Origin of the sequence: Pseudomonas sp. (assembly GCF_048265905.1) — a bacterium.
Lineage (GTDB): Bacteria > Pseudomonadota > Gammaproteobacteria > Pseudomonadales > Pseudomonadaceae > Aquipseudomonas.
Genome location: NZ_JBLXAP010000013.1, coordinates 59,091 through 84,381 on the forward strand (window position 1 = coordinate 59,091; position 25,291 = coordinate 84,381).

Here is a 25,291-nt window from a genome sequence, read left to right on the forward strand (position 1 = left end):
GGGGATATGGGCCAGCTCCATAACCAACCCGCTGATCAAGTCGATTGGTTATCCGATCTGAGCGTGCCGCCTCACTACACGGTTTGCCCTGTTTGCTTTGAATACTCGGTTCCTGTCGATCCTCCTGCACAGGAACCGTTCTGAACATGGCTACTGAATTCATCCAAGCGTGCCGCACCTGGACAACCAACGCTGACAACTCCGTGTCCTGCTCATCGTTTGAATGGATTCAAGGCTATGTGCTGCCACCTGAGGCGGCGGGTCAACTTGATCTGCTTCTACAGGGTGGCTTCTCACCAGAACTATTTCGTATCGGCTTCTTGGGCACGCTTTCGCTGTTCGTGGCCGGTTTCGGGGTGGGGCTGGTTATTTCACAACTCCGAAAATTAAAAAGGTAAGTCCAATGAATCAACTCAAAGTAAACCTGCAAAAAACCGCTTCGGCCTTCGGTCGTTCCCTCAACCCTCGCAACGCCTGCATCGGTCTGGTCGGTGCTGTTGCCGCAAACAGCGCCTTTGCAATCGATACCGCTGCCGTCGAAACGGCGATCAAGGCGGCTGAGACTGATGGGCTGACTGTCGGTCAGTCCGTCATTGCTGCCGTCGCTGCATTGGTGGTCGTGGGCATCGTGATCGCTGTCGTGAAAAAGATCTAACGATGATCTGGTCTTTGCTACTCGGCGTTCTGGTTGCGAGCGCCTTTGTCCAAGGCATTCGCAGTGCCGAGTACCTGTGAGGACGGGGGTCGAAAGGCCCCTTTTTTTATCACTTCAAAACTAGGTTTCAACCATGTTGTGCATTCAAAAAATCAGTAAAGTCATACTGCTTTTTCTGGCTTTCACAGCCAGTACTGCACACGCAGCACCCTATATGTGGTCGGCGCCCAAAACCGGCTCGGGCGGACCTTATCCTTATTCCTCACCTGCTGATGCGTGTGAAACCTTAACCGTCTCCGGTGAAACATGGTCACTGGGGGCACGTAAAAGCGAAACATCCTTTTACTGTGGTCATACGGATGCAGAGGGCAAATGGTTTCCAACATCCTTCTACATCACCTTTCGCGGTGGTGACGGCTGTGATTCCGGTGTGTACAACCCGGCAAATGGCAAATGTGAAACTCCTAAAGAGTGTCCCGAACTCGGTACTGGCATTGCTGCAAATGTTCAGTGTACCTACGACAAAGGGACTGGCAGCTATACCACCAGCACCACCATTTCCATTGATGGTTGCGAGTATCGCAAACGTTATGGCGGCTACTTCAAGGCATATCCCGATTACAACGACCCCGCCAATACGTTCTGTGTAGCTTCTTTTGAATCCACTGGTGAAGAAGCGGGCGAGGGCTCGGAGGAAATACCCGAAGATCAGGCCGTGCCGACGCCTACCGATGACCCTGATCTGACCTGCACCAAGTACGGTGCACATACGATTTGCCAAAGCACCAAAAACCCTGCCTGCGGCACTTACGATGGTGGGGCTTACTGCAATAACGAATCGGACACCTGCGGTGTCTTCGGTGCTGGTGAAGGCACCTTTCAATGCATCCCTAAATCAGGCTCGCGCATCTGCTCCTACGTCAAGGGCACTTACACCTGTGTCGACAAAGACAGTCAGGAAGTTATCGCCCAGGACTCTCCAGACCATCCCAATAACGGCGGCAACGCAGACGGCAACCCGAACAACGATGAACAAGCTCCAGGCGCTGTAGTCGTTGGCGGCGGTAAACAAGCCACTGGAGCCGGTGCCACCAACAAAAGCATTGGCGATCTCAAAGATGCTCTAGGCGACAAGCTCGATGCCATTGGTGAAGCACTCACCGGCTCAACCGAAAACACACCAGGTGCGCCAGTTGCCCCCAATGAGCGTGGCACTTTTGATCTTGAAGAGTGGGATCAAAAGATCGAGGACACCAAAGCCGAACTGTCTGACCTGACCAATGATTTTGGCGAGCTATTCAAAGGGGTTACAAGCCTCAACCTCTCCGGCTCTGGTGGCCAACTCTACTGTGAATCCTATGTCGTGATGGGCACCTCGTATGAGCTGTGCCTGAGTAAGTACGCCAACGAACTATCAGGCATCGGCCTAGTGATTCTCTTCCTTGCTGCGTTGCTCGCGGCCTACATCATCTTTGTTCGGGATTGAGGGCTAATTATGGACTTCTCATTTATCACCGATTTTTTCGCGCACATCTATGAGTTCATCCAGTACCTCTGGGACTGGATGACTACAGGCATTTACCTGTTCATCAAAGAAGTGATGGTGTTTTTGACCAAGGTGCTGATCTACGCCTACTTCAAAAGCATGATCTTTGCGGCTCAGATTGGTTACGAAGTCGTACAGGATATTTTCGATGATCTAGGCGTGACTCAAGAAGTGCAAAACGCCTATTCCCTGATACCCGAGGGCATGCGTAACACGCTCTCGTTTTTCCGCATACCCGAAGCCTTAACGATCATCTTTTCGGCCATACCGACCCGGTGGGCGATGAAGTTCATTCCCTTCATAGGCCGCTGATATGTCGATCAAGATTCACCACGGCCCGAACGGCAGCTACAAGACTTCCGGTGCCCTGCAGGACGATGCCATACCGGCAATCAAAGAGGGCCGCACCATCATTACCAACATCCGCGGCTTCACGCTGGACCGGGTGTATGAGGTCTTCCCTGATTGCCCGAAAACGACTGAGGTTATCAACCTCTCGATGGAATCAACTGAAGACCTTGAAAAGCTTCGTCGTTGGTTCATGTGGGCGCCGAAAGGCGCGTTCCTGATCTTCGATGAAACTCAAATCTTGTTCCCCAAGTCGTGGCGCGAAAGAGACCTGGAGCAATTCGATTTTCCCGGCGGCATCGAAAAAGCCAAAGAAGCCGACCGGCCAACCAGTTGGCTAGATGGTTGGACGCGCCACCGGCATTGGAACTGGGACGTGATCCTGACCACGCCCAATATTCGCTACATCCGTGAAGACATCCGCCTGACCTGCGAAAAAGCCTATCTACACGCCAACCTCGGGCTGATCGGCATCAAGGGCCGTTACAAGGAGGCAATGCACGATGCACAAGAAAACAAACCCCAGACCGACGGATCATCCATCGTCGAACTCAAAAAGATTACGGCCTCTACTTTCAAGCTGTATGACTCGACTTCGACCGGTACTGTCCGTGATACCTCAGCCGGTAAAAACCTCCTTCTCTCGCCTAAGATATTGGGCCTTTTGGGTTTTATCGCCGTCATTATCTATTCTATTTTCGCTGGCGGGGCCGGCGATCTGTTCACTGGTGGCCTCGCTCACAACACTACTAAAACGCTTGCTGCTGCCACCCCTGAAACTAACGGGCCGATTACTCCTGCGCCTGCTCCTGTGGGTGGCAATGATGTTCCTCCTGGTCAAACTGATCAGCCTCGTTATGTAGCCAAAGACAAACCCGGCTCGCACCCTTTTTGGAACAAAACCATCGTTGTTAAGGCGGCTATGAGCGGCTATCACAACGAAAAAGGCAAAGAGCTGGTGTTGTTTCACATGCTCGATGAAGAAGGCTTCTACTTCCCTCAAAGCTCGGTTGATTTGCGGGTGCTTGGGTATCAAATCCGGGTGATCACGCCGTGTTACGTCGAGCTTAGGCGGGATGACTGGAGCGGCGTTGCCATGTGCCAAGGTACTGACCCACAACAGCGCCTAGCTGCTCAAGAGAAGCGTGAAAACAAAAACCAACCCGAACCCAAGCTAACGGCTCAACAGCGGTTTGAGCTCAATCAGCCGCGCGTAACGATCATTCAGGACACGTCACGTGATGAAAAGCCGTACAGCAGGTAGACGGAACCGGCGCGGAGCGGAGCGGCTCGGTCCAGAGCGACGCGGCCGCGCCGGTGACGTCCCTGTAACACGTCATATAAAACAAATTTAAGTTTCGCATTGTCCAGCAATAAGAGGTTTTAACCATGGCTAAGCCAAAGCATCAGCTTCGTGTCGCACCGATGACGTTTGAGGAAGACGCTACAAGTCGTCTTTTCATTGACCCATCAGACGCAAAGCTCACTGACCTGTCGAAAGTTAGAATCTTGCGCTGTGGTGTGGACACCGTGCGACAGCATTACCGGGGCGTTTTGCGTCCTGAAATTCTGCCAATGTTCGAAGAACCAGGTTATGTCGAGTTTGCCGGTGAGATTTGGCACAAAGGCAGGGTAGGGCGTGACTCTGGCTACCAGTACAAGCTGCAAAATGCTGACTTGGGCATCATTCTGTTGATCAAGAATTTCAACGCCAAGCCTGACAGTGTTGGGCCACATCTCAAAATCGAGGTGTCACCGCACGCTATTGAAGCGCGTGATCATGGAGAACTGCAAAAGCTCATGGATACCTTTGCCACGGCAGTTCTGAACGTCATGGAAAAGAACCAGTGTGCCGTTCACTTGGCACTCGATGTACAGGGCTGGACACCGCCAGACGACATCGCAGCAAAGCTCCATTGCCGCGCCCGGACACAACGCAGCATCAACGGTATCAACGAGGTGAGCTGGGCAACCAAGTGTTCGACTTATGGCCGGGGTGAAACGGCTATGTTCGGCTCAGCTAGTGGCCTGCAGCTCTGTATCTACAACAAGACCGAGCAAGCCCGAGCTACTGACAAACTCGACTATTGGGAAAGCGTGTGGCGCTCCTCTGATAACCCTTTTGAAGCTGATCCCGAGTATGACTACAACCCAGGGCAAGATGTAACCCGTATCGAGCTGCGCTATCACCATTCAATTGTCCAGCAATTCACCCTGGGTTCGCTCAACGTCCACACCGGGGAAGTGATCGGCGGCCATACCTATGCTGCATTAGTCCCGCACCTGGACGGATTGTGGCGCTATGGCTGTGAAGCTTTCCGGTTGCTTGACCGTCCTGGCTGCTACAACCCGTTTTGGACGCTGATTAGTCAGGATGTGCGTGTATCTGTGCCTGTTGCTTCTCTCGTCGAGCACACCACCTACAAGCGCCACCACAAGACGGCTAACGGCTTTAGCGGTAAGAACGTCGATCTATTTATCGGCAACATGGTTAGCCTTCTAGCTCGCGAGCGTGTTGGCGCAAAAAAAGCCTTTGCCAGCCTTCAAGAGTGGGAGTGCTGGCCAGTAATTCGCGATCATTACGCAGCGAAGGGCAAGACTGAATACGGGATCTACCAGCACATCAGGGAGTTGCTAAAGGAGCGCACTATTAGGTGGGGCGTAGCTGTCTGATGGCGATAACTCAACTACCAAATGGACGTTGGCGGGTCGATGTTGAACCCATCAAGGGCAAGCGTTATCGAAAAAATTTCAAGACCAAGGGCGAGGCTCAACGCTTTGAGTCAACTTGCAGAAATAAAGCGATTGAAACGCCTGACTGGTCACCCAAGCCTAAAGACCGGCGTCGTCTTTCTGACCTGGTAGAGCGCTGGGCAATTTTGCACAGTCATACCCTTGCAGATGGACCGGCTCGGCGTCGTTTGCTGGATGACCTGGTTAAGTCCCTTGGCAATCCAATTGCGATAAAGCTAACGGGTACTCAATACGCCCAATACCGCACTTCAATGCTGCAGGCGGGTGCGAATCCGAAGACTCTAAACAACCGCTTGGGCTACCTGCGATCTGTATTCAATGTTCTGTATCAGCTTGAGGAAATTGATTACCCAAACCCGTTGGCTAGGGTTAAGCCGTTAAGGCTTCAAGAAAGGGAACTGGGCTATCTTACCCAGGAGCAAATCGAGCACCTGTTTTCAGTGATCCACTCACGCTGCAAGACACCGCATGTCGCAATGGTTGCTGCTATCTGCTTGGCCACTGGTGGTCGCTGGGGTGAGGTTCAGGCATTAACGCCTGATAGGGTGCGTGATGGTTTGGTAACGTTCATCAACACCAAAGGCAAGCGCTCCAGGTCAATCCCGATAGACCCGGTTTTACAGGCAAAGATATTGAGCCACTTCAAGCAACACGGTTTGTTGTCAAACTGCCTGAATAGCTTTGACCAGACCCTAGCTGCCTCAAAGATTCCCCTACCAGCAGGGCAATCCTCGCACGTTCTCCGGCATACGTTTGCTAGCCGGTTCGTGATGAACGGAGGCAACATTTTGACCCTCCAGAAAATCCTTGGTCACACATCCTTGGCTATGACCATGCGCTACGCGCACTTGGCTCCAGATCATCTGCAGGACGCTATCAGGTACGGCCCTATGGCTGATTTCTCGGTGTTTTTCAGCAATTGGCCGTCATAGACTGAGTTGAACCACCTTTCCACGAACCAAGCTAGCCTTTGTCGGTAGGGTGAGCCAGCGGCCTTTATCAAGCTTCATTTGGACTCGTTTTTGATAGCCGATTGGGTCTAACGGGTACTTGCGGGTATGCCTTAAGCGATTACACCGCGAACAAGCTGCTGCAATATTTGCAGAAGAGTTATCGCCACCATCTTGCCTAGCAGTCAAATGTTCAGCTGTGCATTGAAAGTGCTTTGCTTGATCTAGGGATAGTCTGTGATCGAGAGCAAATTTGTCTGGGGTGTCAATCCACATCAAGAAGCCACAGTAGCAGCATTTACCTTGTTGGCGATTGTATGCGGATAGGCGCTTGTTTTTGAGGTTACTCATGGGCACACGGCCTCCTGATGATTAAGGAAGTCCGTCTGCTCCGAAAAGAGACAGCGACGGTACCAGCTGCGAAAGCAAGACTGGCCAAGCACCGACCTAATATCGGTCAGCGAAATAAACTTATTCGATCTTCAGCCCTAAAATCAAGCATTCGCTGTTACGGGATTTTCGACACTTTTTCGACACATTGCGTGTCCAGAAAAACAAAAGCCCCCGAAACTCTAGGAATTTCAGGGGCTTAAGTATTGAATAGTGGCGGGAAGATAGGGATTTGAACCCTAGGAACTGTTGCCAGTTCAACGGATTTCGAATCCGTCCCGTTCGGCCACTCCGGCATCTTCCCACAGCGGCGCGCATGATATCAGCTGATTCGCATTTGGCGAAGCCTAAAGTGCATTTTTTCGCATCTTTTCATGTGCTTGCGATAGCTTTTAGGCTTCAGTCCGGGCTCGTGCAGATCGGTTTAGTCGCGGCTCGGGATATTCAGGCCGCGCTGGACAGCAGGGCGGGCCAGGAACTTGTCCAGCACGCGCTTGATGTTCGGACACTTGTTGAATTCGACCAAGTCGCCTGCGTCATAAAAGCCAACCAGGTTACGCATCCACGGGAAGATGGCGATATCAGCGATGCTGTAGTCGTCGCCCATGATCCATTCACGGCCTTGCAGGCGGTGCTCCAGTACGTTGAGCAGGCGTTTGACTTCATCTACATAGCGGTCGCGTGGGCGCTTGTCTTCGATGTCTTTGCCTGCGAATTTATGGAAGAAGCCCAGTTGGCCGACCATTGGGCCGATACCGCCCATTTGGAACATCAGCCATTGCAGGGTTTCATAACGCTGGGCGGGGTCGCTGGCGAGTAGCTGACCGGTTTTCTCGGCGAGATAGACAAGCATGGCGCCTGATTCAACCAGCGCCAGTGGCTGGCCGTTTGGCCCATTGGGGTCGATCATTGCAGGGATTTTGTTGTTCGGGTTGAGCGATAGATATTCCGGCGAAAACTGATCGCGGGTTTCGAAACTGACCAGATGTGGCTCATATGCCAAACCGATCTCTTCCAGCATGATCGACACCTTGACCCCGTTTGGCGTGGGCAGGGAATACAGCTGCAGGCGCTCGGGGTGGCTGGCGGGCCACTTCTGGGTAATCTTGAAAGCAGATAGATCAGGCATAGGGGCTCCACATCAAAAGTTCTGGCGGGTAGGGTTCAGCTAAGCCTACCGAGTTTTATCTGACTAGGTAAAACCGGTATGGTTACACTTTCATCCACGGATTATGGACACTCTCATGAGCTTGCATGGCGATTACGACTCCCAGAATATTTTTGCCCAGATCATTCGTGGCGATGCGCCGTGCTACAAGCTGTATGAAGACGATGATGTGTTGGCTTTTCTCGACGTATTTCCGCAGTCGTTCGGCCACAGCCTAGTGATTCCCAAACGCTGCGCTGCGCGCAATATGCTTGATATTGACGCCGAGAGCCTGTGTAAGGTTATGCAGGTGGTGCAGAAAATCACCCGCGCGCTGGTCGATGAGTTGCAGCCCGCTGGCGTTCAGGTTGCGCAATTTAACGGTGCGCCTGCTGGGCAAACGGTTTTTCATATTCATATGCATGTGATTCCGCGCTTTGCCGGTGAAGACCTCGGTATCCATGCCAGCGCCAAAGCGGATGCCAGTGAGCTTGAAACCCTGCAGGCGCGTTTGGTTACGCGTCTTAAGGCGTAAAGCCTTTGTTTGGTTGCTCCGGTGTATGCAGTTCTGACTGGGTGCGGCTAAATAGGCTGGCGAACTAGCTGAGCCAGTTCTGCGTCACGTTTTGTTTTCGTTCTGATAGAAGCGCCGGGCCTTGGCCCGGTTGCCGCAGGTGCTCATCGAACACCAGCGGCGCCTGCGGCTGCGCGATGTATCGATAAACATCCAGGTGCACGCCTCGCATTCCTTGATCTGCTGGTATTTACCGCCAGTGATGCTCTTATTCAGGTGCAGGGCTAATCGATGCCTGATGGTCGACAACCCTGTTTTGTCCGGGTCGACATACCAAAAGGCGGGTTTTCCAGCTGCGTAGCGCAATTGAGCGCTGGCCAGTGCTTGCTGGATAACTGTTTCCACACCTTTTACAACGCCTGCTTCAGGTTCTTGGCTGTGGGCAAACGCATGCATAAGCGCATGCACTGCTTCGCGCCACTGGATTATCAGGTTCAGCTCGCTATCGGCTGCAACAGGGGTGGCCTGACCTAGCTGTGCCAGCAGTTGCTGTTCGTCAGCATCAATTAGTTGGGCGGCCAAACCCCAGTCAAGCAGTGCGCGGCTTGAGCGCAGTCTTTCATTTGTGCGCTGCTTGCTTTTACTGCCTGTGGTGTTGAGGAAGTCGAGCACAAGATCGTCGGCGATAAAGTCGCTGCTGCTCCACTGAGGGTTCTCAGTTGTATTCATATAACCTCTTTATTAGTTGATAAAGGTTAGGTATGGTGATTTCAATTCTAACCTTTATAGATACTAAAAGGGGTTAAATATGAACGCTGCTGATCAATCACTATCCTTGCCGCACTGCTTTGAGTTTGCAGGTCGAGAGGTCCGCTACGGTGTCATGGGTCAAGGCCCTGCATTGGTATTGGTGCACGGCACGCCATTTTCATCCCAGGTTTGGCGGCGCATTGCGCCGCATTTGGCCAGTCATTACCGTCTGTATTACTTTGATTTGCTCGGCTACGGTCAGTCTGAAATGGCTGAGGGCGCGGATGTTTCGCTTGGTGTGCAGAATCATGTGCTCGCTGCCTTGATTGAACATTGGGGCTTGGATAAACCCCATGTTGTTGCCCATGACTTTGGCGGCGCTACGGCTTTGCGTTGTCTGATTCTCAATCAGGCGGCCTACGCAACGCTGACCTTGATCGACCCGGTTGCAATCGCGCCCTGGGGCTCGCCTTTTGTGCAGCATGTGCGTCAGCATCAGCAGGCATTCAGCGGCTTGCCCAGTTACATACACGAAGCGATATTGGCCGCCTATATACAGGGCGCGGTGTGTCACGCCATGCCTGAGCGCGATTTGCAGCACTACACCAAACCTTGGCTGGGAGAGGGCGGGCAAGGCGCGTTCTACCGGCAGATTGCGCAGATGGATCAGCGTTATACCGATGAAGTGCAAGGCGCATATGCGTCGATAGAATGCCCGGTTCTGTTGCTCTGGGGTGAGCAGGATGAGTGGATACCCATTGAGCGGGGCGAGGCGCTGGCACGGCAGATTGGTAATTGCCAGATGGTGCGCGTGCCCGGCGCCGGGCATCTGGTCCAGCAAGATGCTCCCGAAGCCATCATCGCTGAGCTACTGAAGTTCTTGCCTGCTCAATAGTGCGTCGCCATTGATCAGCTTTGGGCTTCACGCTCAAGCAATTGACGTTTACGTTCAATGCCCCAGCGATAACCAGACAGGTTGCCGTCACTTCTGACCACGCGGTGGCAAGGGATGGCCACTGCGAGTTTGTTGGCGCCGCAGGCTTGGGCGACGGCGCGGAATGATTTTGGTGCGCCGATTAGTTTGGCGATTTCTGCATAGCTGGCGGTGCTGCCAACCGGAATATTGCGCAGCGCTTGCCAGACCCGCTCTTGGAACGCGGTGCCGCGCAGATCCAGCGGTAAATCCAGGCCGATTGCCGGCGCCTCGATAAAACCAATGACTTTGGCGATTAGCTGCTCGAAGTCATCGTCAGCGCCAATCAGGTTGGCGTGAGCAAAGGTGTCTTGCAGCTCATGGACCAAGGCTTCGGGATCATCGCCGAGTAAGATTGCGCACACGCCACGGCTACTTTGTGCGACCAGAATTGCCCCGAGCGAGCATTGCGCCACGGCAAAGCGAATATCAGTCTTGGCGCCCCCGGCGCGGTAGTCGCTGGGCTTCATGCCTAATACAGCTGCGCTGCTTTCATAAAAGCGGCTGCTGGCGTTGAAGCCGGCATGATAAAAAGCGTCGGTGACTGAACTGCCTTGTTGCAATTGCGTGCGTAGCTTGTGCGCACGATTTGCTGCTGCGTAGGTCTTTGGCGTCAAGCCGGTTGCGGCTTTAAATAAACGGTGAAAGTGATACGGGCTGACGCCGACTTGTTGAGCAAGCTGGTCGAGGCTGGGCAGCTGTTCGGCGTGATCGATAATCTGGCAGGCCTTGCTGACTATCGCGGCGTGTTGCTGGCTAAGCGAGGTGTCGCCGCAGTTCGCCCGCTTGCAAGGACGGTAACCGGCAGCAGCTGCTTGCTGCGGCGTGTCGAAAAACTCAACATTGTCTAACTTCGGACGCCGTGACGGACAATTGGGGCGGCAGTAGATTCCCGTGGTCTTGACCGCGTAGACAAAGGGTTTGTCCAGTGACGGATCGCGAGCGAGCACACGTTGCCAGCGCCAGTCATGCTCGCTGGTAGTTACTTTGGCTGCTACAGATTTGGTCGGTTTCATCGCGGTGCTCACAAGCAGTGAAAGTGACTCAAGCTTAAGCGATCAGGCAGTTACCAAAACTCCGAGTCTTGCTTTGCAATTCGCAGCCAATTCGAGAGGTTTATTCGTCGCGGGTCAGCACTTCAAGTAGTTCTATCTCGAAAATCAGGTTCGAGTGAGGCTTGATATGTTGGCCCATCTGCCGCTCGCCGTAGGCCAGTTCGGCGGGAACGAAGAGTTTGCGCTTGCCACCGACTTTCATACCGAGCAGGCCTTGATCCCAGCCTTTGATCACGCGTCCCGTGCCGATCACGCACTGAAACGGCTTGCCGCGATCATAAGACGAGTCGAATGTCGTTCCGTCTTCGAGGGTGCCGTGATATTGAGTGGTGATCAGCGCGCCTTTGACTGCTGCCTTGCCGTCGCCAAGACGGATATCTTCGATGATTAATTCATTGCTCATGGTCGGTTCTCAATCGGTATCCAAGGATTGGCGCAGGTGCTTACGCAGCGTGACCAATGCTTGCTTGATTTCATCAAGCTGCTCAAGGGGAAGCCCTGCGGACTTGAGGATGCAGCCTGGAAGTGCTTTGGCCTGCTCATGCAAGGCTCGACCTTTGTCACTCAGGTGCAGTTCGACCACGCGCTCATCAGCCTTTGTTCGGATGCGTTTTAGCAAGCCTTCGGCTTCAAGACGTTTGAGCAATGGTGTGACTGAGCCCGGGTCGGTAAGCAGTCGCGCACTGATTTCGCTCACGGTAAGACCGTCAGTCTCCCACAACACCAGCATCGCCAGGTATTGCGGATAGGTGAGCCCGAGCTTTTGCAGCAAGGGTTTGTAGGTCTTGGTCATCAGCAACGAGGTCGAGTGCAAGGCAAAGCACAGCTGATTGTCCAGCAGCAGGGCGTTGCAGGGTTCGAGCGGGGCATTCATTGAGGTGACCTGTGCGCAGTAAATATGGCAAATAAGTTAACGCACTAACAGCCTTCGCGCCAACAGATCGGTTTCGCTGGCGTTATATGAACGTTACGAAACTGGGTCATTGAGAGGCTTAATTGTCGCGATAGATAAATCCGTATTTATTTAACTTGCGCGCTAAATAAATGCGCACTAATATTATTTCAAGTCAACGGTAACGCGCCGGTCAACACGACCCGCTATCGTTGTAGCAGCACTCAATTCATTCAAGCATTAAGAGGAAATCATTATGTCGATCGAAACTGTTGCATACCGTGCATACGCAGAAGCCACCGGCGGCCGTGATGGCCGGGCCATCTCATCTGACGGCGTACTTGATGTTGCTCTGACCACGCCAAAAGAATTGGGCGGTGCAGGCGGCGAGGGCACTAACCCTGAACAATTGTTCGCCGCGGGTTACTCGGCTTGCTTCCTCGGCGCGATGAAGTTTGTGGCCGCTCGCGACAAATTGCAGGTTCCGGCGGATACATCGATCGAAGGCGTTGTCGGTATCGGCGCGATCCCGAATGGTTTCGGTATTGAAGTTGAATTGCGTATCAGTTTGCCGGGCCTGGAAAAAGATATCGCGCAAACGCTGGTTGATCGCGCGCACATCGTTTGCCCATATTCGAACGCAACTCGCGGCAATATTGATGTCACGCTGACCTTGGTTTAATCGCCTGACTGCAATTAGATCTGCAACAAAAAACGCGCCTGAATGCAGGCGCGTTTTGTATCTACAGCTACTTACTTTTTAACCCACTCGCCGCCTTGTTGGATGTACTGGCCGGCCGGGGTTTTTTCGATGGCTTTTTTACCGGCTATCGCCTCTACGGCGCTGACTTCGATGCCGTTCTTCTCAGCCAGTTTCTTGTATTCATTACGACGCGCATCATTGATCAGCTTGGCTATCTCATCGGCGTTGCCGCCGGGCTTAACCACGCCCAGATAACCGGTTTGCATTTCGCCCAACTGGCCAGAGGCTTTAGCGCCGCCGAGTGCGCTCATGGCGTCATTAAGGTTTATGGCAAAGGCTGGAGCGCTCAGGCTGAGCAGCAGTACCAGGCTGGCAATACGTTTATACAGGGTCATCACGTCGCTCCTTAAAACAATCCGCTGGATTCGTTGAACATGCTGTCGAGCTCTTTGTCGACCTTGATGTAAATCTCGTGCTCGATTTTGACGTTGAGATTGATGTTGATGGGCTCGTTAGGCACCGCAAGCTGGACCGTTGGGGTACAGGCCACGCTTATCAGGCCGAATGCCAGAGCGGCTAAACCGTTGCGTAAACGCATGTTGCGTGCTCCTTTTTAGTTGTCCTTGGGCGCGGTATTTTTATTTCGATTGAGGATGAATTGTTGAACCCGTTGCTGAACGATATCACTGACTTTATCGCTGAGCTGGATACTGGCCAACAATGTCGGAATGTTTTCTTCTAGGTTGATGTTGAAGTTGATCGGCCGTCCGTTCTCGATTGCAGGGTTTCTGCCCTCCAAACGTAATGCCAGCAAGAGCTGGCCGTCGGGGGCATAACTGACGCCGCTGGAGAGGGTGGTGTAGTGGAAATCCTCTAATGACTGCGCCACTAATTGCATTGCCGGGTTGCTTCGGCCCATCGCTTTGATTTTGTCGTTGTTGAACTGCAAGCGCCCACCGGGTTGGCGCGCACTGATCTGGCCTTGCTCAACGCTGAAACCTGCAGCATTCACACGCAAAGGAATTGAGCCATCAATCAAGCCGCTACCAGACAAGCCTTCGGCGGGATATGCGGCAAACAGGTTTTCCAGTTTCAAGCCGTTTATCGTCAGGGCAAATAGTAAGTCGGGCTGCTTTAAGTCCCATTGTTTGGTAGGCAAAGTGACTTGCCCTCCAAGGACCTGAGCCGTGGCTTGCTGCAAGCTTAACTGGCCTTTATCAAGTGCGTTGAGTGTGGCGCTGTAACGGCCACGCAGGTCGATTGGCCCCAGTGTAACGCCCGGGTTTGCCTCCGTTAAACGCAATCGTTTGACCTCAGCTTCGAGCCGTTGGTTCGCCAGGCGCAGCTGCACATCAGCGCTTAAACCGCTGAGTTCAGTGCGGTTATAAATGCCTGAAAGCCCTTGGCTGGCCAAGTCGAGGCTAAGTGCTGTGCTGTTGCCGGGTGCCAGATGAAGATCAGCGCTGGCGTTGAGCCGACCATTATTGAGGTCAAGCAGAGCTGGCCAGTCATTTAGAGTGCTTTTCAGCGGGTTACCTGCACGGAAAAATATTTCAGCGAACTTAGCCTTTAACTGAATACCCTTTTGCACGGTGTTTTGTGCATCTAGCTGCGCCTGCAGACCCGCGCCATTATTTAGCGAGCCATTGAGAGTTTGCTGCTGAGCGTCAGCCTGTAGCTTGCCTTTGAAATCCCAGCGTTGTGGTTTTAATGCAGATTGCTGCAATGACTTGGTGCTCAGGGCAAGGGGGCCACTGACTTGCCAATCGCGCAGCGCTGAGTTATTGAGCGTCGCATTCAAACTTAACCCGGCGAGAACAGCGCTGAGGCCAGTGGCGCTAAATTCCGGGTGGCTCAGTTGCGCCAGTTGCAGTCGCGAGTCTTTGTCCAGGTTGAGCTTGAGTTGCTGCGCGTCGGCATAGCCATTAAAAGCCAGCTGCGCATCTATGTCTTGGGCTTTCCAGTCAGTTAATTGCAGGGCTTTGCTGCTGGTTTTAAGCGTTGCGTCGTGCAGTTGCACGGCCCAAGGCAGGGTGTTGGCGAGGTCCAGACGGGCTTGCAATTGCAAGGTGCTGGCGCCGCTGCTGTTGAAGCTGAGTTGTAGCGGGAGATTACGCCCGCGCAGTTGCTCTTTTACGGGGCTGGATGAGTCGCCTGCTGCTTCGGCAGGCTGCACGCTGAGGTGAAATTCATCGTTTTGCAGAGCTGCAGGCAGTTGGCTGCGCAGCGATTCGGCGAGGTGTTGCAGCCTTAGATCAGCCTGTATGTGTTTGGCGAACCACTGCCCGTCCTGTGCATTCAGCGCCAAGCTGAGCTCGCCTTGAACTTGACCCACTCCCGGTACCGGCCACGGTTCGGGCAAGTTGGCCGTTGCGGCAATGCTGCCGCTGGCCTGTTGTAACTGTTCAAAATTGATAGGACCGGCAGGCAGCACTAACTCCCAATTAGCTGATAACGCTGCGGCGCTCGGCGCTTTGGGTAATTCAACACCTGCGGGTAACGCCCACTGACTGAGCCAATGTTGTAGGGCGCTGGCCTGGCTCAAATTGGGCGCAGCTATCGCACCGATCAGTTGATGGGTTGATTGCCCTGAGTTATCGATAAGCTTGCGCAAGCCAAGATTCGCGCCGAGCTGCGGTTGCCCATCGACCTGCAAAGCAAGCTGGAGGTCGATAGCGTCATCGGCATGCTGCAATTGACCGTCAATGGTCAGCACTTGATCCTGACTTTGCAGATTGCTCAGCAGGGTCATGGCTAATGGCTGGTGCGAGGTTTTATTCAGTTGCAGGTCACCTTGCAGCGTGCAGTGCCCTTGGGCGCAAGGCAGTTGCGCGGTGAATTGTTCAATCTTCAGCGATAGCGGCGCCAGCGCCAGCGGACCAACCATCTCCAGGAAATCAATTGCGGGTGAGGGTACCGGGTCATCGCTGACGTTTGGTTTCCAGCCGAGGTTGAGTGTGCCAAGTTCGATGTGCTGCCAGAACGGTGCAGCGGTGCTGAAGTCTTGCCATTTAAGGGTCAACCGTTGGGCGTCGACATTCAGAACTGCGCTGTCACTCTGTTGTTGTATCAATAGGGCGCGCAGATGAATGCCATCGAGGGAGATGCGCAGGCCTTGCCAGTCGAAACGACTGATCTGCTGGCGCTGTAAAAAATGCTGCCAACTGATTGCAGCAACCCAGGCAAGCACGCTCAGAAGCACAACCAATCCGGCCAGCCGCAGCCAGGCTCTGCGGCTAATCATCGGTAACGATCCATTGGATGAGTTGGTGCAATCAATTGCTGTGCAACCTCTGAAACTTTAGTGCTGGGTAAGTGTGCGTCGACAATTATAGCGATCGTCGATGATGGCCAAAGCATGGGCTGACGTTAGCGCATGCAGCTTGGGCTGCCAATGAGGATGTTACAGGTTCTGTGCATTTACGACATTAAGGTCTATTATTGATGTAAATAGACATTAGGAGATGCTACGCATGAGCGCAAAAGTCCAGCCTGTTAGCGATGTTGACAGCGTATTGGCGAAAGCGTTGCTCAATACGCGCGAGCAACTCGGCCTTACCCAGCAAGAGCTTGCTGATATTGTCGGCGTCCATCGTAGTGCGATCAGTCGTTGGGTGGATGCAGGGTTAAACCCGCACAGTAAAACGGGCGAGTTAGCGCTGTTGTTTATTCGTGGCTATCGCGCATTGTTCGCCCTATTTGGTGGTGACTTGGCTGATATGCGCCACTTTTTGCGCACTGAGAACCGTCATCTGGCCGGTGTGCCTTTGCACATGATGGGGCAAGTGCAAGGTTTGGTGCGGGTGGTTGAGTACCTTGATGCGATTCGCGGCAAGGTTTGATCGCAAACTACCGTGCTTCTATAAGGCTGCGCTGATATGCAAATTTGGCAGGCCTGTCATGGCCCAGAACACATCACAGCGTTACGTGGCCGTTTGGTACGCTTGGTTGAGAGTCAGGAGCAGGTGGCCACCCTGCAGTTGGTTGATACTTTGGCCGAGCAGGCATTGCTCGAAGAAATGCTCGAAACCAGTAAACCGCCGCTGCCTGAGTCCGCGCAGGGTTTGCACTATTTATTAAAGACGCCGTTTCGCTATCCACCGCTGCGCTGGGGTTCACGCTTTGGCTCGCGCTTTGAGCCGAGTTTGTTTTATGCGGCTCAACGTCTGGAAACGGCGATGGCTGAGGCGGCTTATTATCGATTTGTGCTCTGGGATGGCATGTCCGTGGCGCCGCCCAGCGCACGAATTCTGTCTGAGCATTGCTCGTTTGAGGCGCGTTATAAGGTGACGCGTGGCGTTGCGCTGCATAAATCACCCTTTGATCAGTATCGCGCGCAGTTGATGCACCCCAGTCAATACCAGCAAACCCAGGCCTTAGGTGCGCAGATGCGCGAGGCTGAGGTTGAGGCATTTGAATATCGCTCAGCGCGCTGTGTTCAAGGTGGAATCAATGTTGCGCTCTACACTCCGCGAGCGCTGGCGGAGAAACGCCCAAGTAATCTGATGCCATGGTTTTGTGAGACCACCGCAGAGTACGTGGCTTTCAAAAATCCGCATTCGGCGGCTGCGCTGAAGGTGTTCAGATTGAGCGACTTTCAACCAGACGGATACTTACCCTTGCCCGCTTAGCAATGAGTTGAATGCTGGATCAAGGGTTAATCAATTGCACTGAAGACTCATAAATGGGTGCGCGCGCATTTGTCGCAGTTTTTTTGGCGGTTAATTGGCATAGTTGCTGGAGATGGCTTGGCTACTGGGCTTGCGTGTCAGGGTCAAGACTTTGACAGTTATAGGCAAGCTTCTGGAAATGGCAAATATGCGCCCAAATAGGGCATTTCTGACCTGTGGTAAATTGACTTGTGCACAATTTCAACGCGCCTTAGCAAGCTTGATTCAAAGAGCGCTGTAAATCATTGATTATTCATAGAGATTTTTTAAGTCAATGAAAAATATCAATTTTTTTTGCTGGTGAAAAAATCGTCAGTTTAAGCTCAGCCCCCAAAATACAGGCGTTTACGGCGCTTGCTCCCATCTTGTCCACCGAGTTATCCACAGGTTCTGTGGATTGTCTGCGGTGAAGCTACATACGTTTGTCACATTGATCTGTTTGGGGGTTTACCTCTGAAAAAAAGAGAGTAGAGTGGCGCGCCTTTCCACCCTATCGCCGTTATTTATGCCTCGCGTATTACCCCGTACTCATTCTGCACCCGTCTCCATCAGCACCAAATTACCCATGCGCGTCGCGCTGTGGTTGCTGGACAGCCCACGCCTGGGTCAGGCGCCTTCGGTCAAGCGTTTCGCAGGCCAACTGTTAAAGCAGCCAGCGCTTGAAGGCGTCGTCGTTGCGCAGAGCCGTTTGGGGCAAATGTTGTGCCGTGATTGCGGCAATACCCGTGATCGCCGCATGGGCCTTGAAATGTTGCGTCTGGCCGCACGGGCCGGAGACAGCTGCGCCCAGCTAGAGCTTGGACGTCACTACCTGAAGCCGCGGGTTAACGAGCCACGTCAGGCGCATCAGTGGCTGGAACAAGCTGCTGCACATGGCTCGCAAGAAGCCAAAGCCCTGCTCAAGTCGCTCTAAAGCGGCGAAGCCGAATCAGGCAAAAGCCAATTCAGCCAGAATATTCAGGCATGCAGCTATGCATGCCTGCGCTGAGCTGTTGTCTGTCGAATGATTCAAGTCGCGCAACAGGTGCCTGACGTATTGGCAAACTACTGGGTATACTTCCAGTAATGCTGATGCGGAGTTGCGTATGCCAATCGATTTACCGAGCTTGTTTGTCGGCCTTGCCGGGGCGGGAATACCTTTGTTGGTGCTGGTTCTGGTGTTACAGCGCCGTGCTTCGGCCTTGGGCTTTGAATGCAGTTTGTTGCAGGAGCGCCTGAGCAGCGCGCAATTGGCACAAACTGGCCTGAGTGCGCAGCTCGATGCCTGCCGCGAAGAAGTTGCCGAGATCGCCGAGATCAAAGCCGATCAACAAGCCGAGCTTGCAGCAATGCGCCGTGAAGCCGAACTGTTGCAGCATGAGCAGCAGATATCCCGCGAAGCTGCGCGAGAGTGGCAGCAACAGCGTGAGCAGCAAGAAGCTGAGCTGCGTCGCTTGGGTTCCGAACGGGCAGGGCTTGCTGCGGAGCTACGCGATCAACAAGAACACCACCAGCAACGCCTCACCGACCTGCAAGGCTCGCGGGATGAGTTGCGTGCGCAATTTGCTGAGCTGGCCGGGAAAATTTTTGATGAGCGCGAGCAACGCTTTGCTGAAACCAGTCAGCAGCGCCTCGGCCAGTTACTTGATCCATTGAAGGAGCGGATTCAATCGTTCGAAAAACGCGTTGAGGAAAGCTATCAACAAGAGGCGCGTGAGCGGTTTTCCCTGGGCAAAGAGCTTGAGCGTTTGCAGCAGCTTAATCAGCGTCTGGGGGATGAGGCGACCAACCTGACCCGCGCGTTGAAAGGGCAGAAGACGCAAGGCAACTGGGGGGAGTTGATACTTGAGCGGGTGCTTGAGCATGCCGGTTTGGAGAAGGGCCGTGAGTATCAAACTCAGGTCAGCCTCAAAAGCGCGGAAGGCGAGCGTTTTCAACCCGATGTATTGATTCAACTGCCCGGTGACAAGCAAGTTGTGGTGGATGCAAAAGTCAGCCTGACGGCCTATCAACAGTACGTTGCGGCCGAAGATGAGGGCGCGCGCCAACAGGCGCTTAAGCAGCATGTGCAATCGCTACGCAGCCATCTTAAAGGTTTGTCGCTGAAGGATTATCAGCGCCTTGAAGGCCTGCACAGTCTTGATTTTGTATTGCTGTTCGTGCCGATTGAAGCCGCATTTGCCGCCGCGCTTCAGGCTGAGCCGGGGCTGTTTCAGGAAGCGTTTGAGCAGAATATCGTGATCGTCAGTCCAACCACCTTGTTGGCGACTTTACGCGTGACCGACAGTCTCTGGCGACAGGAGCGCCAAGGTCAGAATGCACGTGAAATTGCCGAGCGTGCCGGGGCGCTGTATGACAAGTTCTATGCCTTTGTTCAGGACCTTGATGAGATTGGCGCGCGCCTGCAACAACTGGATAAAGCCTATGCCTCGGCGCGTAACAAGCTCTGTGACGGGCGAGGCAATATTATTAGCCGTGTTGAAAACCTGAAGCTGCTGGGCGCACGGGCAAGCAAGAGCTTGCCTGTAGATTTACTTGAGCAGGCCGCGCAATTACCTTTTGATGAAGGTGCCTGAGGCGCGTCAGTAAGTGGGTGTCGTTGGTGGGCAAGCTTCGCGTTGCACCACAAGAGTGGGTAACGCTTTTTTGCCTAGCATCCGCGGGTGCGAATATTTAGCTGATGGCCTGCGATCTTGGTGGACAAGCTTCGCGTTGTCACACCCCACGGACGGTTTCCAAGCTTAAAGCAGGGTGGGTAAGGCTTTTTTACCCACCACAAGCACGTTCACCGCAAGGTCAGATGGCGGCTGAGCAAGGCGCGTAATGCGGCTGGCTTGACCGGCTTGGACAGGTAATCAAGCCCGGCCGCGTGTACGGCGGCTATAAGTTCCGGGCGACCGTCCGCGCTAATCACCACGCCAGGTACGGGCTCGCCGAGACGGGTGCGCAGCCATGCCATCAGTTCAGTGCCGGTGTCACCTTCATCCAAGTGGAAATCGATCAAGGCAAGCTGCGGACGCACATCTTCGCTGAGCAGGTGTTCGCATTCCAGGCGGTTACGCGCTGTCCAAACCTGGCAGCCCCAGCGCGACAACAAGCTGTGCATACCGGTCAGAATGCTGTCTTCGTTATCGATGCACAGCACGTGGGAGCCCGGCAACAGGGCATTGTTCTGTTCGATGCGGGTGTTGGCAGGCTTGCGTTGCGGTGTGCGCGCCAGTGGAACAGTGACACTGAACACACTGCCTTTACCCGGCCATGAGCGCACTTCCAGTGAATGGTTAAGCACGCGACACAAACCATCGGCAATCGCTAAACCCAAGCCCAAACCTTTCTCGGCGCGGGTTTGGTGACTGTCCAGACGCTTGAATTCTTCAAAGATCTCCTTGCGCTTGTTCTCCGGAATGCCGGGGCCGCGGTCCCATACTTCAAGGCGCAAATGGCCCGGAATATGGCGCACGCCGAGAATCACGCGACCTTGAGCGTAGCGGAAGGCGTTGGTCAGGAAGTTTTGCAGCACGCGGCGCAATAAGCGGATGTCACTGTCGATGCGTTGACGGCTGCCGCGCAGTCGAAAATCGATACCTTGCTCAGCAGCGAGCACCTTGAACTCAGCGCCAAGCGGATCGAACAGGGTGCTCAGCGGGAAGGGATTGCAGTCGGGCGTGATGCGACCACTTTCCAGTCGTGAAATATCCAGCAGGTCGGTGATCAATTCCTCAGCTGAGCGCAGCGAGGTATCAAGGTGGCGTACCAGATCCTGAGCTTCACGCGGTAGCGCATCGTCCTGCAGTGACAGTGCTGCCGAGAACAAGCGGGCTGCATTCAAGGGCTGCATCAAGTCATGACTCACTGCGGCGAGAAATCGTGTTTTTGACTGATTGGCGGATTCGGCGTTGCCCTTGGCATCGGTCAGCGCAATATTGAGTTGAGACAGTTCGTGGGTGCGTTCGCTTACCCGGTGTTCGAGGCCTTCGTTGGCTTCTTTAAGGGCCTGCTCGGCTTGGCGGAACTCAGTAATGTCAGTGAAACTCATGACAAAACCGCCACCCGGCATGGGGTTGCCGATCAACTCGATCACGCGGCCGTTCGGAAACATACGCTCGGAGGTGTGCGGTGTGCCTTGGCGCATCCAGTACAAGCGCTTGCTGACGTTGGTTTCGACTCCACCTTCTTTAAACAATCCACGTTCAGCGTTGTAGCGGATGATGTCGGCGATTGGGCGGCCAACGTAGATCAAGTCCTCGGGGTATTCGAACAGCTCGATGTAGCGATGATTCCACGCCACCAGCCGCAACGATTGATCGACCACGCTGATGCCTTGGGTGATGTTTTCGATCGCGCCTTGCAATAGAGCACGATTGAACTGCAGCACTTCAGAGGCTTCGTCGACGATGCGCACGACGTCTTCAACCTGCATCTCACGGCCTTCAATGGCCGCTTTAACCACCGCGCGTGTTGAGGATGCGCCGAGCACACCGGCGAGCAAACGCTCGGTGTGGGCGATCCATTCACTGTTGGCTTGATGGTTGGGGTTGAACTCAAGTTCCTGGCGCGCGGCAAAGCGCATAAAACTTTGTTTGGCGCGTTCCTCGCCCACAAAGCGACTGGCAAGTAGCAGCAAGTCGTTCACTTGTACCGCGAGGCTGTTGCGCGCACCGAGTTTGCTGCCCAGGTCGTGACCGATAAAACGCCCGGCTTGCCAATGTTCCGATACGCGCGTGCGCGAGAAGTATGAGACCCAGCTAAATAACAACATATTGCCAGCCAGTGACAACACCACGCCTCGGGTGAGTGCATCGACCTCGAAGCCAATCGGTGCGTAAAGCAATGAGTGTAAGCCGGGCACATGCTCAATCGACCAGCCCATGCTGCCGGTAATCAAGGGTATTACCAAAGTGTAGAACCAGATCAGAGCGCCAACAATAAGCCCGGCGAACACGCCCCGGCGATTGGCTTGCTTCCATACCAAAGCGCCGAACATGGCGGGCGCCAACTGACCAATCGCGGCAAATGAAACCTGGCCGATGGTTGCCAGACTGGCGTTGGAGCCGAGCAGGCGGTAGCAGACGTAGGCGAGCAGTAGAATCAGGACAATACTCACGCGCCGCGCGGTAAGCATCCAGTGGCGGAATGCTTCGTAAGGCCGCTCGGTACTGTTGCGGTGCAAAAGCCAAGGCAGGAGCATGTCGTTGGAAATCATCGTCGACAGCGCAACAGAGGCAACAATCACCATGCCGGTTGCCGCCGATGCGCCACCAATGAATGCGAGCATTGCCAGCGCTGGATGCGCTTCTGCAAGTGGCAGGCTGATCACAAACGAATCCGGGGTCACGTCTGGGCTCAGTAGCATCTGCCCGGCGAGGGCGATAGGCACCACAAACATTGCAGCCAGTACCAGATAAACAGGGAATACCCAGCGCGCCAGACGCAGGTCTTGCGGTTCGATGTTCTCGACAACGGTGACGTGGAATTGTCGCGGCAGGCAGACTATCGCAATCATCGCGAGGCCGGTTTGGACCAGCATTGCGGGCCAGTTGACTGCCTCTTGCCAGAAATCATTGAGTTCAGTGGCGTTTTTGGCCTGAGTGAAAACATCAGCAAAACCGTCGAACAGACCAAAGGTGACGAAAGCACCAACCGCCAGAAATGCCAGCAGCTTTACCAGCGATTCAAAGGCAATGGCCAATACCATGCCGCGGTGGTGCTCGGTGGCGTCAAGGTTGCGGGTGCCGAACAAAATGGTAAACAGCGCCAATACCAGTGAAACAATCAGAGCCGTGTCTTGTGCGCGGGTGCCGGTGGAGTTTGGCACGGAGCCAACCAGCAGGTTTACCCCGAGCACGATGCCTTTGAGCTGCAGCGCAATGTAGGGCAGCACACCAACCAGGCAGATCAGGGCAACGGCTATGGCCAGGCCTTGCGATTTGCCGTAGCGCGCGGCAATGAAGTCAGCAATCGAGGTGATGTTTTCCTGTTTGCTGATCAGCACCATTTTCTGCAACACCCAAGGTGCGAACAGCAGCAGCAGAATGGGGCCAATATAAATTGGCAGGAACGACCACAGCTGTTCGGCCGACTGGCCCACAGCGCCAAAGAATGTCCAGCTGGTGCAGTAAACTGTCAGCGACAAGCTGTAGACCCACGCGCGAACTTTCGGCGGCAAAGGCTTACTGCGCCTGTCGCCGTAAAATGCGATGACGAACAAAACAGCCATATAAATCAGGGCAACCGCAGCGATCAGCCCGCCAGACAACGACATGCAGACTCCAACAGCAAACTAAGTAGAATTAACTCGGTCTTATCTTCAACAACCGATGGTTATGACATTTTGCGCGCTAGTGAACAGTAACAGGCTGCACCTTTGCAGCTGCTTTCATGTGCTTGAGCGTTACGACCGACAGTGTCGCAGCAAAGTCAGCAAACGTCAGTTGCGACCTTGGTCGCAGGGCTGTGGCAAGGAAAATTCAGCGGTTGTTAATTGTGAAGTGGTTATCACCCTGTTAACTTGATCTGTTGGCGTAGACGCATGTAGAGGAGCTTTATGTTCAAGCCGCAATTAATAACCCTGCAGCGCGGCGCTCTGCGCATCGAACCCATGGTTGATGCGGACATTCCAGAGTTGGTCACTCTGGCTGATGCCAATCGCCGTGAGCTGGTGTATGTCGATGGTGCGCAGCGTCTTGATTGGTATCGTCAGGGGTTGGCAGAGCAGCGCGAGGGCAAAGCCTTGCCCTTCGCCATTCGCCTGAGTGATCAACTGGTTGGCACCACGCGCTTTGCTGACTTTATGCCCAAGCTGCCCGCCACTGAGATCGGTTGGACCTGGCTTGATAAAGCCCAGCATGGCACTGGGCTAAACAGCATGATCAAGTACCTGATGCTGCGCCATGCATTTGAAAACTGGCGCATGGTTCGCGTGCAGCTAAAAACCGCTGCGAGCAATCTGCGCTCACAAGCTGCGATCGAAAAACTCGGTGCTGAGCGTGAAGGCCTGCTGCGCAATCATCGGCGACTCGCAGACGGTCGTTTGGATGATACGGTGCTGTACAGCATCACGGATTTACAGTGGCCTGCGATCAAGCAGCAGTTGGAGGCGCGGTTCGGCGCGTTGTGACGTCATGAGTGAGGCGCGTGAACAAACCCGTTTTTGGCAGGCCAAGGGGCTCGCAGATGTCGAACTGCTGCATGCACGTTATGTTCAGCAGCGCTTTGTTCCGCATGTGCATGAAGGATTTGTCTTCACCGTCATCCAGAACGGTGCCCAGCAGTTCAGGCATCGGGGCAGTGATCATTTAGCGCCGCAAGGCAGCATGGTGCTGATTAACCCGGATGAGGTTCACACCGGCTCCAAGGCGCATGACGATGGCTGGCGTTACCGAGCTTTTTATCCGGATAACCGTCAAGTGCTCGGTGTGTTGCAAGAGCTTGATCTAGCGGGTGGCGGGTTGCCGAGCTTTGCCGTTAGCGTGCTTCATGACCCACAATTGCACGCAGCATTCACGCATTTACATCTTTTGCTCGAAGGCGGCGCTGATGCCTTGCACCAGCAAATCGTCTGGCGTGAAGCCGTCTTGCTGTTGTTTCAACGCTACGCCAAGGTTGCTGAACCGCGCGCGCCCGGTCGTGAGACACGCGCGGTTGAGCAGGCTAAAGAATTGCTCAGCACCCAACTGGCTGCGCCGCCGTCACTTGAAGCTTTAGCGGCTGCGGTGAACCTCTCGCCATTTCATTTCGCTCGGGTATTTCGCCGCGCAACGGGTCTGCCACCGCATGCCTGGTTGAAACAGCGTCGTTTAAGCCAGGCCCGCGCCATGCTCAAGCAAGGTTGCATGCCGCTACAAGTAGCAATGCAGCTTGGCTTTGCTGATCAGAGCCATATGAGTCGCCAGTTCAAACAGGTTTTCGGCGTCGCTCCCGGTGTTTATCGGACTGCAAGTTCGGGGCTGGCAAGCTGCTCATAAT

At 54.1% G+C, this 25,291-nt stretch carries 26 protein-coding genes and 1 tRNA gene; 16 read left to right on the forward strand and 11 right to left on the reverse strand.

Features of this window, described 5'->3' with window-relative positions:
* The first annotated feature begins 146 nt into the window (after nucleotides 1-146).
* From ACN0UH_RS16260 to ACN0UH_RS16290, 7 genes are all read left to right on the forward strand, one after another.
* Nucleotides 147-398, forward strand: coding sequence for a hypothetical protein (locus tag ACN0UH_RS16260; protein WP_417663035.1), 252 nt, complete (start codon nucleotides 147-149; stop codon nucleotides 396-398).
* Nucleotides 399-403: 5 nt separating this feature from the next.
* The gene (locus ACN0UH_RS16265; RefSeq protein WP_417663036.1) at nucleotides 404-655 is read left to right on the forward strand and encodes a major capsid protein; all 252 of its coding nucleotides are present in this window, start codon (nucleotides 404-406) and stop codon (nucleotides 653-655) included.
* A 133-nt stretch (nucleotides 656-788) separates the two neighbouring features.
* Nucleotides 789-2,141, forward strand: coding sequence for a hypothetical protein (locus ACN0UH_RS16270; RefSeq protein WP_417663037.1), 1,353 nt, complete (start codon nucleotides 789-791; stop codon nucleotides 2,139-2,141).
* 9 nt (nucleotides 2,142-2,150) lie between these two features.
* Nucleotides 2,151-2,513 (forward strand): DUF2523 family protein, encoded by a 363-nt coding sequence (locus ACN0UH_RS16275; protein WP_417663038.1) that lies wholly within the window; start codon nucleotides 2,151-2,153, stop codon nucleotides 2,511-2,513.
* A 1-nt stretch (nucleotide 2,514) separates the two neighbouring features.
* Complete coding sequence (locus tag ACN0UH_RS16280; RefSeq protein WP_417663039.1) at nucleotides 2,515-3,813, forward strand: zonular occludens toxin domain-containing protein; 1,299 nt, start codon at nucleotides 2,515-2,517, stop codon at nucleotides 3,811-3,813.
* A gap of 125 nt (nucleotides 3,814-3,938) precedes the next feature.
* Nucleotides 3,939-5,222, forward strand: coding sequence for a hypothetical protein (locus ACN0UH_RS16285; protein ID WP_417663040.1), 1,284 nt, complete (start codon nucleotides 3,939-3,941; stop codon nucleotides 5,220-5,222).
* Complete coding sequence (locus ACN0UH_RS16290; protein ID WP_417663088.1) at nucleotides 5,222-6,235, forward strand: tyrosine-type recombinase/integrase; 1,014 nt, start codon at nucleotides 5,222-5,224, stop codon at nucleotides 6,233-6,235. Before ACN0UH_RS16285 ends, ACN0UH_RS16290 begins: the two co-directional genes overlap by 1 nt.
* On the opposite strand, the gene ACN0UH_RS16295 is transcribed toward ACN0UH_RS16290, so the two are convergent.
* The 3 genes from ACN0UH_RS16295 to ACN0UH_RS16305 form a co-directional block, all read right to left on the reverse strand.
* Nucleotides 6,230-6,604 carry an HNH endonuclease gene (locus ACN0UH_RS16295; RefSeq protein ID WP_417663041.1) on the reverse strand — a complete coding sequence of 125 codons (375 nt, stop codon included), beginning with the start codon at nucleotides 6,602-6,604 and terminating at the stop codon, nucleotides 6,230-6,232. The two genes, ACN0UH_RS16290 and ACN0UH_RS16295, sit on opposite strands and share 6 nt — an antisense overlap.
* Before the next feature lie 253 nt (nucleotides 6,605-6,857).
* A tRNA-Ser gene (locus tag ACN0UH_RS16300) sits at nucleotides 6,858-6,947 on the reverse strand.
* Nucleotides 6,948-7,067: 120 nt separating this feature from the next.
* Entirely contained in the window at nucleotides 7,068-7,772 is a 705-nt protein-coding gene (locus tag ACN0UH_RS16305; RefSeq protein ID WP_417663042.1) for a glutathione binding-like protein, read from the reverse strand.
* Between the two features lie 115 nt (nucleotides 7,773-7,887).
* Between ACN0UH_RS16305 and ACN0UH_RS16310 the strand changes: the two genes are divergently transcribed.
* On the forward strand, nucleotides 7,888-8,325 hold the full coding sequence (locus ACN0UH_RS16310) for an HIT family protein (protein ID WP_417663043.1): 438 nt from the start codon (nucleotides 7,888-7,890) through the stop codon (nucleotides 8,323-8,325).
* Nucleotides 8,326-8,409: 84 nt separating this feature from the next.
* Here the strand turns inward: ACN0UH_RS16310 and ACN0UH_RS16315 are convergent, their stop codons facing one another.
* Nucleotides 8,410-9,033, reverse strand: a complete 624-nt coding sequence (locus ACN0UH_RS16315; protein ID WP_417663044.1) for a CGNR zinc finger domain-containing protein — start codon at nucleotides 9,031-9,033, stop codon at nucleotides 8,410-8,412.
* A 79-nt stretch (nucleotides 9,034-9,112) separates the two neighbouring features.
* Here ACN0UH_RS16315 and ACN0UH_RS16320 point away from each other — a divergent pair, with 79 nt between their 5' ends.
* Nucleotides 9,113-9,949, forward strand: coding sequence for an alpha/beta fold hydrolase (locus tag ACN0UH_RS16320; protein WP_417663045.1), 837 nt, complete (start codon nucleotides 9,113-9,115; stop codon nucleotides 9,947-9,949).
* A 14-nt stretch (nucleotides 9,950-9,963) separates the two neighbouring features.
* Here ACN0UH_RS16320 and ada read toward each other — a convergent pair whose 3' ends face one another.
* The 3 genes from ada to ACN0UH_RS16335 form a co-directional block, all read right to left on the reverse strand.
* Nucleotides 9,964-11,043, reverse strand: a complete 1,080-nt coding sequence (ada, locus tag ACN0UH_RS16325) for a bifunctional DNA-binding transcriptional regulator/O6-methylguanine-DNA methyltransferase Ada (RefSeq protein ID WP_417663046.1) — start codon at nucleotides 11,041-11,043, stop codon at nucleotides 9,964-9,966.
* A gap of 100 nt (nucleotides 11,044-11,143) precedes the next feature.
* Nucleotides 11,144-11,485 carry an FKBP-type peptidyl-prolyl cis-trans isomerase gene (locus tag ACN0UH_RS16330; protein WP_417663047.1) on the reverse strand — a complete coding sequence of 114 codons (342 nt, stop codon included), beginning with the start codon at nucleotides 11,483-11,485 and terminating at the stop codon, nucleotides 11,144-11,146.
* 9 nt (nucleotides 11,486-11,494) lie between these two features.
* Nucleotides 11,495-11,956 carry a MarR family winged helix-turn-helix transcriptional regulator gene (locus ACN0UH_RS16335; RefSeq protein ID WP_417663048.1) on the reverse strand — a complete coding sequence of 154 codons (462 nt, stop codon included), beginning with the start codon at nucleotides 11,954-11,956 and terminating at the stop codon, nucleotides 11,495-11,497.
* Nucleotides 11,957-12,230: 274 nt separating this feature from the next.
* On the opposite strand from ACN0UH_RS16335, the gene ACN0UH_RS16340 reads away from it, so the two are divergent.
* On the forward strand, nucleotides 12,231-12,656 hold the full coding sequence (locus tag ACN0UH_RS16340; RefSeq protein ID WP_417663049.1) for an organic hydroperoxide resistance protein: 426 nt from the start codon (nucleotides 12,231-12,233) through the stop codon (nucleotides 12,654-12,656).
* 71 nt (nucleotides 12,657-12,727) lie between these two features.
* Here the strand turns inward: ACN0UH_RS16340 and ACN0UH_RS16345 are convergent, their stop codons facing one another.
* Genes ACN0UH_RS16345 through ACN0UH_RS16355 form a run of 3 tightly spaced genes read right to left on the reverse strand, consistent with a single transcriptional unit; the run spans nucleotide 12,728 to nucleotide 15,921 of the window.
* Nucleotides 12,728-13,072: a YdbL family protein gene (locus tag ACN0UH_RS16345; RefSeq protein ID WP_417663050.1), complete on the reverse strand. Its 345-nt coding sequence runs from the start codon at nucleotides 13,070-13,072 to the stop codon at nucleotides 12,728-12,730.
* An 11-nt stretch (nucleotides 13,073-13,083) separates the two neighbouring features.
* A complete protein-coding gene (locus ACN0UH_RS16350) occupies nucleotides 13,084-13,275 on the reverse strand; it encodes a YnbE family lipoprotein (RefSeq protein WP_087516262.1) in 192 nt (63 codons plus the stop codon).
* Between the two features lie 15 nt (nucleotides 13,276-13,290).
* Entirely contained in the window at nucleotides 13,291-15,921 is a 2,631-nt protein-coding gene (locus ACN0UH_RS16355; protein ID WP_417663051.1) for an intermembrane phospholipid transport protein YdbH family protein, read from the reverse strand.
* A gap of 229 nt (nucleotides 15,922-16,150) precedes the next feature.
* On the opposite strand from ACN0UH_RS16355, the gene ACN0UH_RS16360 reads away from it, so the two are divergent.
* The 4 genes from ACN0UH_RS16360 (at nucleotide 16,151) to rmuC (ending at nucleotide 19,902) form a co-directional block, all read left to right on the forward strand.
* Nucleotides 16,151-16,519 (forward strand): antitoxin Xre/MbcA/ParS toxin-binding domain-containing protein, encoded by a 369-nt coding sequence (locus ACN0UH_RS16360; protein WP_417663052.1) that lies wholly within the window; start codon nucleotides 16,151-16,153, stop codon nucleotides 16,517-16,519.
* A 36-nt stretch (nucleotides 16,520-16,555) separates the two neighbouring features.
* Nucleotides 16,556-17,308 carry an RES family NAD+ phosphorylase gene (locus ACN0UH_RS16365; RefSeq protein WP_417663053.1) on the forward strand — a complete coding sequence of 251 codons (753 nt, stop codon included), beginning with the start codon at nucleotides 16,556-16,558 and terminating at the stop codon, nucleotides 17,306-17,308.
* A 604-nt stretch (nucleotides 17,309-17,912) separates the two neighbouring features.
* Entirely contained in the window at nucleotides 17,913-18,260 is a 348-nt protein-coding gene (locus ACN0UH_RS16370; RefSeq protein WP_417663089.1) for a tetratricopeptide repeat protein, read from the forward strand.
* A 286-nt stretch (nucleotides 18,261-18,546) separates the two neighbouring features.
* Nucleotides 18,547-19,902 carry a DNA recombination protein RmuC gene (gene rmuC, locus ACN0UH_RS16375; RefSeq protein ID WP_417663090.1) on the forward strand — a complete coding sequence of 452 codons (1,356 nt, stop codon included), beginning with the start codon at nucleotides 18,547-18,549 and terminating at the stop codon, nucleotides 19,900-19,902.
* A gap of 209 nt (nucleotides 19,903-20,111) precedes the next feature.
* On the opposite strand, the gene ACN0UH_RS16380 is transcribed toward rmuC, so the two are convergent.
* Nucleotides 20,112-23,588: a NahK/ErcS family hybrid sensor histidine kinase/response regulator gene (locus ACN0UH_RS16380; protein WP_417663054.1), complete on the reverse strand. Its 3,477-nt coding sequence runs from the start codon at nucleotides 23,586-23,588 to the stop codon at nucleotides 20,112-20,114.
* A 282-nt stretch (nucleotides 23,589-23,870) separates the two neighbouring features.
* Here ACN0UH_RS16380 and ACN0UH_RS16385 point away from each other — a divergent pair, with 282 nt between their 5' ends.
* Nucleotides 23,871-24,443, forward strand: coding sequence for a GNAT family N-acetyltransferase (locus ACN0UH_RS16385; protein ID WP_417663055.1), 573 nt, complete (start codon nucleotides 23,871-23,873; stop codon nucleotides 24,441-24,443).
* A gap of 4 nt (nucleotides 24,444-24,447) precedes the next feature.
* A complete protein-coding gene (locus tag ACN0UH_RS16390; RefSeq protein WP_417663056.1) occupies nucleotides 24,448-25,290 on the forward strand; it encodes an AraC family transcriptional regulator in 843 nt (280 codons plus the stop codon).
* Nucleotide 25,291: the final 1 nt, after the last annotated feature.